Source organism: Streptomyces sp. NBRC 109706 (genome assembly GCF_000974485.1).
Taxonomy (GTDB): Bacteria; Actinomycetota; Actinomycetes; order Streptomycetales; family Streptomycetaceae; genus Streptomyces.
Genome location: NZ_BBOM01000008.1, coordinates 399182 through 412760, shown reverse-complemented (window position 1 = coordinate 412760; position 13579 = coordinate 399182). Strand labels below are relative to the sequence as shown.

Here is a 13579-nt window from a genome sequence, read left to right as displayed (position 1 = left end):
TCTCTCCCCCGATCGGGGGAGAGAAATTCCCTCCCGGCCGTGATGTGCCGGTAGGGGCCGTTGGGCGAGAGTTTCGGCATGCTCGAACTGATCGATATCGGAAAGGTCTATCGGGACGGCAGACACGCCGTTTCCGGAATGACACTGCGTCTGGGCCCCGGAGTGCTGGGGCTGCTCGGCCCCAACGGCGCCGGCAAGTCATCGCTGATGCGGATATGTGCCACCGTCACCCGGCCCAGCAGCGGTTCCCTGCTGTTCGACGGCGCGGACGCCGTCGCCCAGCCGGAGCCGTTGCGGCGCGCGCTCGGTTATCTGCCGCAGGATTTCGGCGTCCATCCGCAGCTGAACGCCTGGGAGTTCCTTTCCTATCTGGCCGCGGCGAAAGGGCTTTCGGCCCGTTCGGCGCGGGCACGTATCGGGGAACTCCTGGAGACGGTGAATCTCACCGACGCCGCCCGGCGGCCGCTGGGCGGCTATTCCGGCGGAATGCTGCGCCGGGTCGGCATCGCGCAGAGTCTGCTCGCCGATCCCCGGGTGCTGGTGGTGGACGAGCCGACCGCCGGGCTCGACCCCGAGGAGCGGGTGCGGTTCCGCAATCTGCTCAGCGATCTGGCGGCCGACCGGGCGGTGTTGCTCTCCACCCATATCGTCTCCGATATCGAGTCGGTGGCCTCGGACATCGCCGTGATGGTCGGCGGTCGGCTGGTGCGTCGGGGCTCGCCGGGCGAGTTGCTGCGCGAGATGTCGGGCCGGGTGTGGGAGTTGACGATCGCACCCGAGCAGGTGCCGATGGTCAGGACCCGGCATCTGGTGAGCCGGATGCTCCGCACGGACGCCGGGGTGCGGCTGCGGGTGCTGGCCGACGGGGCGCCGTCCTTCGACGCACGACCGGTCGAACCGGGCCTTGAGGATGTCTATCTGGCCGTCGTCGGCTCGACGGGCACGCCCGGGGAGCTGCCGTGAGGGGGGCGTCGGGCCGGCTGGCCTTCGCGGACTTCCTGGACCGGGTGCGGCGGCCCGCTTACGCGGTAACGCTGGCCGGGGCGGTCGCGCTCGGCTGTCTGGCGGTGCCGTCGGTCGACAGCCGCTGGGTGATCATGCAGCTGGGCGACTATCGGGGCCTCTACAACAGCCACTACGTCGGGATGGCCACGGCGCTGGCCGGGACGCTCTGGCTGACGTTCGGCGGCTTCTATGTGGCGCGCAACGGCGTGGCCAGGGACGAGTCCTCGGGCGTGGGTCAGCTGCTGGCGGCGACGCCGCTGAGTCGGTGGCGCTATCTGGCGTCGAAGTTCCTGAGCAATGTGCTGCTGCTCGGTTCCATGGCCGTCGTCCTGGCGGGCACCGCCGTGGTCATGCAGCTGGCGCGCGCGGAGGACCGGACACTCGAACCGGTGCCGCTGCTGCTGCCGTTCCTGGTGCTGACCCTGCCGATGGTGGTGGTGACCGCGGCGGCGGCCGTGCTGTTCGAGACGACGCCGGTGCTGCGATCGGGCCTGGGCAACGGCATCTGGTTCTTCGTCTGGCTGCTGCTGGTGGTGGGCGGTCAGAGTCCGTCGGCGCCACTGGGCGGCACCGGGGTGCACGAGGTCGCGGCCTCGATGGGCGACGAGCTGGCGGGGCAGGGGATGTCGCTGTCCGGTGGGGACTTCAGCCTGGGCCTCACCATGGTGGAGGAACCGCTGCGGACCTTTGTCTGGAGCGGTTTCACGCCGGACGGCTGGTTCCTCGCCGGGCGGCTGGCGGTGACACTGCTCGCGCTGCCGCTGGCCCTGCTGCCGGCGCTGTGGTTCCACCGTTTCGATCCGGCCAGGTCGGGGCGGGCGTCGTCGCGCACCGCGCCGAAGGCCACCGCCGTGGCGTCGCTCACGCCCGAGCCGCCGCGGGGCCCGGCCGCCCCCGCCGGTCCCCCGCGTACCCCCGCGGCCTTCGGCCGGCCGCTGCCTCGGCTGTTCGTCGGGGAGTCGCGGTTGCTGGCGCATGGCCCGCTGTGGTGGTGGGCCGGTGTCGCGGTGGTCTCGCTGGCCGCGCTGGTCGCCCCGCTCGACTCGGTCAGCCGGATCGTGCTGCCGCTCGCCTGGCTGTGGCCGCTGCTGGTGTGGTCGCGGCTGGGGGCGCAGCGCCACGAGCACGGCGTCGCCGTGCTGTTGGACGCCTGCCCCTCCGTGGTGCGGCGGACCCTGGCGGAGTGGTGCGCCGGCCTCGCCCTGACGGCGGCGACGGGACTGACCGCGCTGGTCCGGCTGGTGGCGGCGGGCGACGGGGCCGGGGTCGCCGCCTGGGTGGGCGGGGTGCTGTTCGTGCCGTCCCTGGCGCTCGCGCTGGGCACCCTCAGCCGCACCCGCCGCGCGTTCCAGGCCGTCTACCTGCCGGTCTGGTACATGACGGCCAACGGTCTGCCGCTGCTCGACTTCATGGGCGCGGTGCGGGACGACGGGCGCCCGGCGGGGCCGCATCCGGCCGTCTTCGTGGGGATCGCCCTGCTGCTGCTCGCCATTGTTCTGCTCACCGGTGCCGCCCGACAGCGCGCCGACTCGGAGAAGGGGTTCCGCCGATGACCGCCGTTCCGCTCCTGGACACGCCCGACGCCGCCCCGACGCCGTCCGACAGGGCGAGGCGCAGGGGGTTGGTGGCCTTCTTCGCCATCGCCTTCGGCGGCGGCTGGCTGTGGGTGCTGGGCGCCAACGCCCTGGGCCAGTCCCTGGTCAATCCCCTGGTGCAGCTGCCGTTCGCCTTCATGCCCGCGCTGGGCGCGATCGTGGCGCGGCGCTGGGTGACCCGGGAGGGCTTCGCGGACGCGGGGCTCGGGCTGCGGCTGCGCGGCGCCTGGCCCTACTATGTCGCGGCCTGGCTGGGCCCGTTGGCGATCACGGCCGGTGCGGCGGGCACGGCCGTGCTGCTGGGGCTGTGGGACGGTGATCTCGCCCCGTTGCGCGATGCCCTGCCGGGCGTCCCCTGGTGGCTGACGGTCCTGCTGCTGGTGAGTGTGATGCCGCTGTTGGCGCCGGTCTACTGGGGCGAGGAGTTCGGCTGGACCAGCTATCTGCGGCCGCGGATCGGCGGCGGTCAGCTCCGTTCGATCACGGTGACCGGGCTGATCTGGGCCGTGTGGCACTATCCGCTGGCGTTTGTCGGCTATGTGGAGTTCGGCAACGTCGGCGCCGGTCTGCTGGTCTGGACGGTCTCGTTCCTGCTGCAGGAGATGCTGCTGGCCTGGCTGTTCATCCGCAGCGGCAGCATATGGACGGCGGCGCTGGCGCACGCGGGCAACAACATGGTGCTGTCACTGCTGCTCGCCGTTCTGATGGAGGACCCGGACGGCGGCGACGGGCTCGGCGCGACCACGCTGACCTGGCTGCCGATCGTCCCCATGGCGGTACTCTGCGGCTGGCTGCTGTGGCGTGGCGCGTTCCGGGGCGGGGCGAGGAAGTCCCCCCGCCGCCATGCCCGTTAGGGGTCCGGCGGCGAGGGGGGCGGCACGGCACGTTTCAGGCGGCGCCTCCAGGCGGCACGTTTCAGGCGGCGCGGCCGTGGGCGACCCGGGAGCGGCGGGCCACCGAGTCGAGCATCACGGCCACCGCCAGGACCAGACCGGTGATGATGAAGCGGAACGACGAGTCCAGGTCCAGCAGCGTCAGCCCGTTGGAGATGGACTGGATCACCAGGATGCCGAGCAGCGCGGCGAACGCGCTGCCCCGGCCGCCGAAGAGGCTGGTGCCGCCGATCACGGCGGCGGCGATCGCGTTGAGGTTGATATCGCCGCCGCCGCTGGACTGGTTGGCCGCCGCCAGCCGGGCGGCGGCCACCATGCCGCCGAGCGCGGCCAGCGAGGAGCAGAGCACGAACACCGAGGTGTAGACGCGTCCCACATTGATGCCGGCCCGGCGGGCGGCCTCCGCGTTGCCGCCGACGGCGAACACCGAACGTCCCCAGGAGGTGCGGGTGAGCGCGTAGTTGAGCACCAGCACCAGGGCGACAAAGCTGACGAAGAGCCAGCCGACGCCCCGGGCCCGGTTGAGATACCAGGCGGCGAAGCCGAGCCCCGCCAGCACGCTGGCGCTGCGCGCCACCAGCAGCGTGGTGGAGCGGGCGGAGAGTCCCGCGGCGCGCCGGGTCCTCGCCAGGCCGTAGCCGGTGGCGAAGAGCCAGCCGGCGGCGACCACCACCAGGAGATAGGACAACCACTCGGGTACGAAGGCGAGTTGCGCGAAGTGCACCAGATCGGAGTCGAACGGCAGATTGATCGCGCCGGTGTCGCCGAGCAGCCAGAGCTGGAGGCCGAGGAAGCTGAGCAGCCCGGCCAGGGTGGCCACGAAGCTGGGCACGCCGAGCCGGGTGACCATCTGGGCGTAGAGCCAGCCGATCACCGCGCCGGCGCCGATCGCCGCCGCCATGGACAGGGGCAGCGGCCAGCCCTCCCGGACGAAGGTGACGGCGGTGAGCGCGGCGGCCAGGCCACTGACCGAGCCGACCGAGAGGTCGATCTGCCCGACCAGCAGCACACAGACCACGCCCAGCGCGATGATGCCGACGGACGCGCTCTCCATCAGCAGGTTCACCAGGTTGGCGCTGGAGAGGAAGACGGAGTTCAGGGACTGGAAGACGACCGCGATCACCACCAGGCCCAGGACGATCGGCAGCGCGCCGAGGTCGCCGGAGCGGATCCGGTCCCAGATGCCGGTCAGCACCGGCCTGATGCCCTCGCCCTTGCGCAGCCGTTCGTCCAACAGGTCGAGCGGCGCCGCCTCCTGGGCGGCCTTGACGTCACTCATCGCCCGGTCGCTCCCTTCGGTTTCTGCGGCGGGACACCACGTTGTCGCTCGCCCCGATCATGGCCGCGACGATCTCCTCGGACGAGGCGGTCGCGGCGTCGAAGACGCCGTTGTTGCGGCCGAGCCGCAGCACCACGACCCGGTCGGCGACGGCGCGGACGTCCTCCATGTTGTGGCTGATCATGATCACGCCCAGGCCGCGTTCCCGAAGGCGTTCGATCAGATTGAGCACTTCGGCGGTCTGGGCCACGCCCAGCGCGGCCGTCGGCTCGTCCAGGACGATCACCTTGGGGTCGCCGAGCAGCGAGCGGGCGATGGCCACGGTCTGCCGTTGCCCGCCGGAGAGCGAGGCGACCGGGACCCGCACCGTGGGGATCTTCGCGGACAGCTGCCGCAGCAGCTCCCAGGACCTGATCTCCATGGTGACCTCGTCCAGCCGGCCGGGGCGCAACTCCCGGCCGAGGAAGAGGTTCTGGATCACATTGAGGTTCTCGCAGAGCGCCAAGTCCTGGAAGACCGTCGCGATACCGAGGTCGTGCGCGTCGGCCGGGCTGGTGATGGTCACCTCCCGCTCGTCGAAGGCGATCGATCCGCTGTCCGCGCGGTGGACGCCGGCGAGCACCTTGACCAGCGTCGACTTGCCGGCGCCGTTGTCGCCGACCACGGCGACCACCTCGCCGGCGGCGACATCGAGATCCACCTCGGTGAGCGCGGCGACGGCTCCGAAGTTCTTACTGATGGCGCGCAGCGCCAGGATCGGCCGGGTCGCCGTGGCGGGCGCCCCGCTCGCGGGGTGCTGGGCCGTCATCACTCCTCCCAGACGATGCCGGCCTCGGTGCAGGCATCCGCGTACTCGGCGGTGCACACCTCGGAGGCGTCCATCTGGTCGGATTCGGCCAGCACCTCGGGCAGGTTCTCCAGGGTCACCACGGTGGGTTCGAAGAGCTGCGACGGGGTGTCGAACAGCTCGACCTCCCCCTCGGGGGTCTCGCCCTGGACGAACTGCCAGGCCACCTCGGCCGCCGCCTCGGCGACGATCTTGATGGGCTTGGAGATGGTGTTGTACTGGTAGCCGGCGACGATGCGTTGGGCGGCGGCCACCTCGAAGTCGTTCCCGGTGACAGGCGGGATCGAGGCGCCGGCGGCCTGGAAGGCGGCGATGGAGGCGCCACCGGTGCCGTCGTTGGCCGCGACCACGCCGGCTATCGCGTCGTCGAACCTGTTGATCTGGCCCGCCACCCAGTCCTGCGCTTCGGCCGGCTGCCAGCCGGGGGTGTCGAACTCGGCCAGCAGCTCGTAGCCGCTGTCGTCGATCGCGTTGTGGATGCCCTGCTTGATCAGGCCGGCGGCGGCGTCCGTCGGGGAGCCGTTGACCTGGAGCAGCCCGCCCTCGGCGCCGGTCTCGTCGAGATGGTCGACCAGCGACTGGCCGATGCTCTCGCCGATCGCCTCGTTGTCGAAGGATATGTAGTAGTCCGCCGGGGTGCTGGAGATCGGCCGGTCGTAGGCGATCACCGGCACGCCCTGGGAGCGGGCGGCGTTCACGATGCTGGCCGAGGCGTCGGAGTCGACGGGATCGATCACGATCACGTCGGCGCCCTGCGCCAGCGCCGAGTTGGCCTGTTCCTGCTGGCGGGAGGCGTCGGCGTTGGCGTTCTGGTAGATGACGTCGCAGCCGGCGCAGAGCTCCTGGATCTTCGCCTCGAAGAGCGGAGCGTCGTACATCTCGTAGCGGGGCGAGGCGATGTCGGGCATCAGGAACGCGATCTTGGCGTTGTCGCCGCCACCGCCGCCACCACCCTCCTCCGACTCGGACGAGCAGGCGGTTGCCGTGGTCACGGCGAAGACGGCGGTGAGGGAGAGGGCGAGGAATCGTCGGCTCACGGTGCTTTCCTTTCAGGCCAGCAGTATGCGGTTGAGCGACAGGAGGGAGGCGGGCCTGGACGGGTCGTCGGGCAGCCGGAGTTCGGTGACCGCGACATTGTCGAGACGGGGGAAGATCCGCCGGTACTCGGCGACCGGCAGGCCCAGGAGTGCGCACAGCGCCAGGCGGAGCCCGGTGCTGTGCGCCACGACCAACACGGTGCTCTCCGGGTGCCGTTCGGCGACCGAGCGCAGCGCGGCGCTGACCCGCGCCGCGGCCTCGACCGGCGGTTCGGCCCCGGGGAACGGATGCGCCACCGGATCCGCGAGGAACCGGCGCACGCGCTCGGGATCGGCCTCGGCCCTGGTACGTCCCTCCAGTTCGCCGAAGTCCACCTCCCGCAGTTCGGGTACCCGTTGGAGTTCGACGCCGACCGCCCGGGCGGCGGGCTCGGCGGTGCGCACGGCGCGGCGCAGCGCGGAGCTGACCACCGCGTCCACGCCGGCGGCCCTGGCGCCGGCGGCCAGCGTCCCGACCTGCCGCAGTCCGCGTTCGGTGAGATCGGGGTCGCTGCGCGAGCCGGCGTAGCGGTTCTCCCGGTGCCAGACGGTCTCGGCGTGCCGGGCCAGCAGCAGCCGGCCCTTCATGACGCCGCCAGCACGGCCGGGTTGGCGCAGTTCAGCGGGGGTTCGCCGCGCAGCCAGCGCCCCGCCTCGGCCGCGACCAGTCGCGCGGCGCGGCGCGCGACGGCGCGGCTGGCGCCGGCCAGGTGCGGGGTGAGCACCACGTTCGGGGCGCGGCGCAACGGGTGGTCGGCGGCGAGGGGTTCGTCGTCGTAGACGTCGAGTCCGGCGGCGAAGAGCTGCCCGTCGGCGAGCGCCCCGGCCAGCGCGGTGTAGTCGAGCAGGGCGCCGCGCGCGCAGTTGACCAGCACCGAGCCCCTGGGCATCGCGGCGAGTTCGGCGGCGCCGATCAACCCCCTGGTCTCGTCGGTGAGTCGGGCGTGCAGCGACACCACGTCGGAGTTGGCGAGGAGTTCGTCCAACGGCACCGCCCCGGTGCCGTCGGGCAGGGTCGACGGATCGGCGTAGGGGTCGGCGATCAGCACCCGCGCGCCGAGCGCGACCAGTGCCCTGGCGACCCGGGCGCCGATGGCGCCGCAGCCGACCAGGCCCACGGTGCTCCCCGAGATCTCCAACCCGGTGGCCTGATAGGCGTAGAGCTTGCTGTCCCAGCGGCCGGCGCGCATGCTGTCGTGTGCCTCCGGCACGCGGCGCATCGCGGCCAGCATCAGCGCGAGGGTGTGCTCGGCGGTCGATTCGGCGTTGCGCCCGGGGGCGTAGGTGACCCGGACGCCGTGCCGGGTGGCGGCGGCCAGATCGGCGTTGACGGGGCCGCCCCGGCAGACCGCGAACAGCTCCAGATCGGGGCTGGCGGCGAGGACGCGTTCGGTGAGCGGGCCCATCTGTGTCAGGCAGACCCGTGCGCCGGCCAGCGCCTCGATCATCTCCTCCTCGGAGCCCGACGCCTCGTCCACCTCGGCGACCGGGCCGAACGGCACATGGGGCCAAGGGAGTTCCAGCTCGCGTACCTGCCAGGCCGAGGCGCCGCCGGCCTCGTGCAGCGCGTCGACCAGCAGCCGGTTCAGCACGAAGTCGTCGCCGGCGACCAGCGCGGGGATCGGTTGGTTCACGGTCGGTTGGTTTCCTCTCCTGGGAGTGGCTGCCCGTTGGTTCGGTGTTCTGTTTCTGCCCCGGAGGTCAACCCGGGTGCTCGGCGAGGCGCGGATCGAGCCAGTCGCGGGCGGCGAGGGCTTCGACGAAGGCGTGGTAGCCGGGCAGCAGCGCGGCGGTGCGTTCGGGGTCGGGCTGCAGGGTGCGGCGCACCCGCACCAGGCGTCGGGCGGCGAGCGGGATGTCGCCGGAGACGGCGCCGGCGGCGAGCACCGCCATGCCGAGCGCCGGCTCGGGGTTCTCCGGCAGCCAGACGGGGACGCCGAGCATGTCGCAGCGCAGCTGGTTCCACCAGTCGTTGCGGGCCCCGCCGCCGGTGAAGGCGACCGGGCCCCCCACATCGGCGCCGGCCTGCGCGAGCAGCGCGAACGAAAGCCGCTCGACATGGGCGACCCCGGTGAGGACGGCGGCGAACACGGTGGGCGCGTCCCCGTCCGACGCCAGCGGTCCTTCGCCCAGGAAACCGCGCGCGGTCGACAGTACAAAGGGGAAGCGTTCGCCCTCGCCGACCAGCGGATAGCAGACGGGGACCTCGGTCACCCGGGCGGCGGCGCTGGTCAGCTCGGCCAGGGCGGCTTCGTCGGCGTCGGGGAAGAGCGCGCGGATCGCGCCGGCGCCGGTGCTGGACGCGCCGCCCGGCAGCCACAGATCGCCGTGCGGCGCCCGATGCGAGTAGACGGCGCCCGTCGGGTCGTGGGGCAGCGCCGCGCTGACGCCCTTGAACGCCAGGGTGGTGCCGAGGACCGCGTTCCACTGCCCGATGTCCAGTGCGCCGGCGGCGAGTTGGGCCGCGCAGCCGTCCGTCATGCCGGCGATCACCGGGGTGCCGACCGGCAGTCCGGTGAGCGCGGCGGCCTCGGCGGCGACGGTGCCCAGGACGCTGCCGGGCCGGACCACCTCGGGCAACGCCGCCGGGTCGAGGCGCAGCGCGTCCAGGATCTCCGTCGGCCAGCCGCCGGCGATCAGGTCGTAACCGGTCTTCAGCGCATGGCTGGAATCGCTGGCGACGGGGCGGCCGACGAGCCGGGCGGCGATCACATCCGGCTGGTGCGTCAGTCGCGCGCCGCCGGTCAACAGGCCGGCGTCCCGCCACCACAGCAGCTTGGGCAGCGCCCAGGCCGGCTGCATCCGGTAGCCGAGGCGCGACCAGAGGGCGGCGCCCGCCTCCTGGGCCTCGGCGGCCAACGCCCCGGCGCGGGTGTCGTCGTACATCATCCCCGCGGTGCGGGGGGTGCCGTCGGCGTCGGTGAGCAGCACCGTTCCGGAGGTGGCGCAGACGGCGAGCGCGCCGACGGGCCGGCCGGCCAGGTTCGCGGTCAGCTCGGCCAGCGCCTCGACGGTCCCCCGCCACCAGTCGGCCGGATCCTGCTCGTGTCGCGGCCCGCTCCGCCGGCCGGTCAACGGCCGGGAGGCGGCGGCGATCTGCCGTCCCTCCTCGTCGACGGCCAGCGCGCGCACGCTCTGGGTACCCAGGTCGACGCCGATCCACAGCGGCTCAGTCATGGGTCCGCCAATCGCTCCACCGGGCGGCGGCCAGTTCCCTGGTGGCCAGGAACTCGGCGTGCTCACGGTCGTGCAGGGCGCGGGTCGCGGGCTCCGGTTCGAACCGCCGGCGGGTGCGGACCAGCGCCTCGGCGGCGGTGGTGAGGTCGGGATGGTCGCCGAGCAGGGTCAGCGCGAAGAGCAGCGCGCCCTTCGCCCCGACCTGGGTGTCCTCGGTGCACACGGCGGGAACTCCCGTGATATCGGCGATCAGTTGACACCACAGCTCGCTGGCGGCGCCGCCCCCGCACAGGGCCAGCTCCACCGGCCGGTGCGGCGCCGCCGCCAGGCAGTCCCTGATGACATGGGCCAGCCCTTCCAGCACGGCGCGGGCCAGATGTTCCCTGCGGTGGGCGAAGAGCATGCCGGTGACCAGTCCGCTGGCCGCCGGGTCCAGAAAGGGTGCCCGCTCCCCCGCCGGGGAGAGGTAGGGCAGCACCCGCAGGCCCTCGGCGCCCGGTGGGGCCAGCGCGGCCAGCGCGGAGAGTTCGGCGTGGTCGGCCAGGCCCAGCAGGTCGACCAGCCAGTCCAGCACGCCGGTTCCGGCCAGCGTCGGGTAGGCGCGCATCAGCAGGCCCGGCATCCCGAAGTCCAGGGTGAGGCCCGAGGGTTCACCGTCCGGGTCGGGGGCGTCGATCATCGTCTCGGTGCAGAGCGTGGTGCCCAGCACACAGGTGGCCTGTCCCGGGGTGGTGGTGCCGGTGCCGAGCGCGGTGGAGACGATGTCGTAGGGCGCGAGCACCACGGGGGTGCCGGCCGGGACGCCGAGTTGTTCGGCGACGTCCCCGGTGACCTCGGCCATCCGCTGGTCGCCGGTCAGCAGCGGGGGGAGCAGGGCGCGACGGTGGGTCAGCCCGTACCGGTCGAGCAGTTGGTCCGAGTAGGCCCGGGTGCGCAGGTCGAGCCAGGGCGCCGACGCCTCGGACGCCTCGATGCCCAGCACCCCGGTGAGCCGTAGGAAGAGCCAGCCGCCGCAGGTCAGCACGGCGTGCGCGCGGTCCAGGGTCGCGGGTTCCTCGACGTCCAGGGCCCGCAGGATCGCGTTGGGGAGGCCGGCGTTGGTGAGCGAGGCGTTGATCCGGAAGGCCGACTCCAGGGTGCCGTCCGCGCCCCAGCCGCGCACCACGTCGGCGGCGCGGGCGTCGTTCCAGAGGACGGCGGGGCGTACCGGACGGTGGGCCTCGTCGACCAGCCAGGCGCCGTCGCCCTGAGCGGTGAGGGCCAGAAACCGTACCGGCCGTGCCACCTGACGGACCGCCTCGCGCACGGTGTCGACGACCGCCCGCCAGACCTCGTCCATGTCCTGCTCGGCCAGTCCGCGCCGGGGGTGGTGTACCGCGGTGTCCCTTCTGGTCACCGCGAGTTCCCGTCCTTCGGCGTCGAACACCACCGCCTTGATCACGGTGGTGCCGGCGTCCACGCACACCGCGATCGGTTCGTCCAGAGTCACCTGCCGCGCCCCTTCCTGGCCTCGCCCGAAGTGAGGCGTATTACAGGCAGGGGCTCAGAAATTTCGCAACTTTTAACATTGATCTTGGTCGCCCGGCGCGAGTCGATTTGCGAATTCGCAGGTGGGGACGGGTGTTGACCGGATGGGACCATCCGCACATCGGGTTTGACTTCACATGACTTCGCAGTCACCGCACCATCGACAGCGCGGATCAGGCGCCGCGTACCACATCGACCCGGGCGCCGCGCGCCCGAAGCCCACGGACCGTCAGATCGGGGGTGCGGTCGTCCACCACCACCCGGTCGAGGTCGGCTATGCCGACCAGCCGGTGCTGTGCCCTGCGGTCGAACTTGGTGTGGTCGATCAGCGCGACCGTCCGCGCCGCCGAGGCGATCAGCGCCCGCCGGGTGATCATCGTGCCCAGCGACTGGAGGTAGCAGAACCCGTCCGCGACCGCCGTGGTGGAGAGGAAGAGCACATCGGGGCGCAGCTCCGCGGCGGCCTCGGCGGTGGCGCGGCCGAGGAAGGAGTCGTAGGAGGCGTCATAGCGGCCGCCGAGGCCGATCAGCTCGATGCCCGGCTGGGCGGCCAACGCCCGGATCACCGGCAGGAAGTGGGTGACCACCGTCAACGGGGCGCGCTGCGGCAGCAGCCGCGCCAGCATCAGCGAGGTGGTGCTGTCGTCCAGCGCGACCACCTGCCCCGACTCCACCTCGGTGGCCAACACCTCACGCGCGATCGCCGACTTGGCCTCCACCTGCGCCTGCATCCGGTGTTCCAGATCACCGTGGAAGGTGGTGGTCGGCGCGCTCGTCGCGCCGCCGCGCACCTTGTGCAGGAAGCCGCGCTTCTCCAGCTCGTCCAGATCCCGGTGGACCGTCATGATGCTGACGCCGTACTCCCTGGCCAGCACGTCGACGCGCACAAACCCGGCCTCGGCGACCTGCCGCCGCATGGCCACCCGGCGCAACTCGGGATTGCGGCGCGCGCCGTCCGCGGCGAAGGGATCACTGACCACGCCCCCCAGCATCGCACGCCGCCCCGGGCGGCCGGTTGACGCGGCATCGGCACCGGGCCCGCTCCCGGCTCTATGTGCGATTCCCGCATCGGAGGGCGCCCGCCTCCCCACCGCACCGCACCCCCGGATCCGCACAGAGTAATCGTGCAACGACCCAACGTGACCACATGCTCTATCGTGCTGCTCCGGAAGACCGCCGGGGAGATCCGGGAAGCAACGCAGGGAAGGCGGGGGCGAGATGCGCGCCGTCGTGATGGAGAAGTTCGGTGGCCCCGAGGTGCTGCGCCTGGCCGAGGTGCCGGATCTGGAGCCACGGGTCGCACACGAGGTGCTCAGGGTGACCAGGGCCGGCGTCAACTGGGCCGATGTGCACACCAGAACGGACTCCTATCTGGCGCCGATGACCCTGCCCTGTGTGCCGGGCAACGAGGTGGTGGGCCGGGCCCCCGACGGTCGCAGGCTGCTCGCGCTCACCCGGGGCGGCGGATACGCGGAACAGGCCCACGCGCACCGGCGGGTGTCCTGGGAGATCCCCGACGACATCAGCGACGACCAGGCGCTTCCGCTGGCGCTCCAGGGGCAGGCGGCCTGGCATCTGCTCTTCACCGTGGCCGGCGTGCGGCCCGGCGAGAGCGTGCTGATCCCGGCGGCGGCCGGCGGGGTCGGCTCGATGGCGGTGCAGCTGGCGCACGCGGCCGGCGCCCGGGTGGTGGCCCTCGCCAGCACCGAGGAGAAGCGTCAACTCGCCCTTGACCTGGGCGCGGCCGCCGCCGTCGACTCCACCGCGGAAGAGCTCGCCGACCGCGTCGTCGAGGCGGCCGGCGGCCCGGTCCAGGCCGCCCTGGAGATGACCGGCGGCCGGGTGCTGCGCCAGACGCTGGGCGCGCTGGCACCGCGGGGGCGGGTCGCGGTCTACGGCTATGTCGGCGGCCGGCTGACCGATCTGCCGACCCGGCTGCTGCTGGAGAAGTCGATCACCGTCTCCGGCTTCTGGCTGCCCCATCTCTACGGGGACCGCGCCGCGTTGTCCGCCGGCGTCGAGGCGTTGTTCGGCGCGGTCCGCACCGGCGCGCTCCGCCCGGTGACCGGCGGGCTCTACCCGCTGGCCGAGGCGGCGGCCGCGCACAGCGCCCTGGCCAGCCGCACGCACCTGGGCAAACTCGCCCTCAACACGGCGGCCTGAGGCCCCGCCCCCGGGCG

12 protein-coding genes are annotated in these 13579 nt (G+C 72.7%); 4 read left to right on the top strand and 8 right to left on the bottom strand.

The window, feature by feature from the left end:
• Positions 1-78: 78 nt before the first annotated feature.
• Genes AOM46_RS18940 through AOM46_RS18930 form a run of 3 tightly spaced genes read left to right on the top strand, consistent with a single transcriptional unit; the run spans position 79 to position 3454 of the window.
• Positions 79-963, top strand: a complete 885-nt coding sequence (locus AOM46_RS18940) for an ATP-binding cassette domain-containing protein (RefSeq protein ID WP_062213455.1) — start codon at positions 79-81, stop codon at positions 961-963.
• The gene (locus tag AOM46_RS18935) at positions 960-2558 is read left to right on the top strand and encodes an ABC transporter permease (protein ID WP_062213453.1); all 1599 of its coding nucleotides are present in this window, start codon (positions 960-962) and stop codon (positions 2556-2558) included. The genes AOM46_RS18940 and AOM46_RS18935 overlap by 4 nt, the downstream gene beginning before the upstream one ends.
• Positions 2555-3454 (top strand): CPBP family intramembrane glutamic endopeptidase, encoded by a 900-nt coding sequence (locus AOM46_RS18930; RefSeq protein ID WP_107080111.1) that lies wholly within the window; start codon positions 2555-2557, stop codon positions 3452-3454. Before AOM46_RS18935 ends, AOM46_RS18930 begins: the two co-directional genes overlap by 4 nt.
• Before the next feature lie 61 nt (positions 3455-3515).
• Here AOM46_RS18930 and AOM46_RS18925 read toward each other — a convergent pair whose 3' ends face one another.
• The 8 genes from AOM46_RS18925 to AOM46_RS18890 all read right to left on the bottom strand — a co-directional run bounded on the left by AOM46_RS18925 (position 3516) and on the right by AOM46_RS18890 (position 12379).
• Positions 3516-4772: an ABC transporter permease gene (locus tag AOM46_RS18925; protein WP_062213451.1), complete on the bottom strand. Its 1257-nt coding sequence runs from the start codon at positions 4770-4772 to the stop codon at positions 3516-3518.
• The gene (locus AOM46_RS18920) at positions 4765-5580 is read right to left on the bottom strand and encodes an ATP-binding cassette domain-containing protein (protein WP_062213449.1); all 816 of its coding nucleotides are present in this window, start codon (positions 5578-5580) and stop codon (positions 4765-4767) included. Before AOM46_RS18920 ends, AOM46_RS18925 begins: the two co-directional genes overlap by 8 nt.
• Positions 5580-6656, bottom strand: coding sequence for a substrate-binding domain-containing protein (locus AOM46_RS18915; RefSeq protein WP_062213447.1), 1077 nt, complete (start codon positions 6654-6656; stop codon positions 5580-5582). Before AOM46_RS18915 ends, AOM46_RS18920 begins: the two co-directional genes overlap by 1 nt.
• Positions 6657-6668: 12 nt before the next feature.
• Positions 6669-7283, bottom strand: a complete 615-nt coding sequence (locus tag AOM46_RS18910) for a histidine phosphatase family protein (protein ID WP_062213445.1) — start codon at positions 7281-7283, stop codon at positions 6669-6671.
• On the bottom strand, positions 7280-8329 hold the full coding sequence (locus AOM46_RS18905; protein ID WP_078856960.1) for a 2-hydroxyacid dehydrogenase: 1050 nt from the start codon (positions 8327-8329) through the stop codon (positions 7280-7282). Before AOM46_RS18905 ends, AOM46_RS18910 begins: the two co-directional genes overlap by 4 nt.
• 67 nt (positions 8330-8396) lie before the next feature.
• Complete coding sequence (locus AOM46_RS18900) at positions 8397-9872, bottom strand: FGGY-family carbohydrate kinase (RefSeq protein WP_062213443.1); 1476 nt, start codon at positions 9870-9872, stop codon at positions 8397-8399.
• Positions 9865-11361 (bottom strand): FGGY-family carbohydrate kinase, encoded by a 1497-nt coding sequence (locus AOM46_RS18895; protein WP_062213441.1) that lies wholly within the window; start codon positions 11359-11361, stop codon positions 9865-9867. The genes AOM46_RS18900 and AOM46_RS18895 overlap by 8 nt, the downstream gene beginning before the upstream one ends.
• Positions 11362-11572: 211 nt before the next feature.
• The gene (locus AOM46_RS18890; protein WP_234313853.1) at positions 11573-12379 is read right to left on the bottom strand and encodes a DeoR/GlpR family DNA-binding transcription regulator; all 807 of its coding nucleotides are present in this window, start codon (positions 12377-12379) and stop codon (positions 11573-11575) included.
• A gap of 238 nt (positions 12380-12617) precedes the next feature.
• Here AOM46_RS18890 and AOM46_RS18885 point away from each other — a divergent pair, with 238 nt between their 5' ends.
• Positions 12618-13562, top strand: a complete 945-nt coding sequence (locus tag AOM46_RS18885) for a zinc-binding dehydrogenase (protein ID WP_062213440.1) — start codon at positions 12618-12620, stop codon at positions 13560-13562.
• Positions 13563-13579 lie beyond the last annotated feature (17 nt).

Excerpts from the sequence above, each read along its gene's own strand:
- AOM46_RS18885 (WP_062213440.1), top strand. The coding sequence starts at position 12,618 with ATGCGCGCCGTCGTGATGGAGAAGTTCGGTGGCCCCGAGGTGCTGCGC.
- AOM46_RS18910 (WP_062213445.1), bottom strand. The coding sequence starts at position 7,283 with ATGAAGGGCCGGCTGCTGCTGGCCCGGCACGCCGAGACCGTCTGGCAC.
- AOM46_RS18930 (WP_107080111.1), top strand. The coding sequence starts at position 2,555 with ATGACCGCCGTTCCGCTCCTGGACACGCCCGACGCCGCCCCGACGCCG.
- AOM46_RS18940 (WP_062213455.1), top strand. The coding sequence starts at position 79 with ATGCTCGAACTGATCGATATCGGAAAGGTCTATCGGGACGGCAGACAC.
- AOM46_RS18925 (WP_062213451.1), bottom strand. The coding sequence starts at position 4,772 with ATGAGTGACGTCAAGGCCGCCCAGGAGGCGGCGCCGCTCGACCTGTTG.
- AOM46_RS18900 (WP_062213443.1), bottom strand. The coding sequence starts at position 9,872 with ATGACTGAGCCGCTGTGGATCGGCGTCGACCTGGGTACCCAGAGCGTG.
- AOM46_RS18920 (WP_062213449.1), bottom strand. The coding sequence starts at position 5,580 with ATGACGGCCCAGCACCCCGCGAGCGGGGCGCCCGCCACGGCGACCCGG.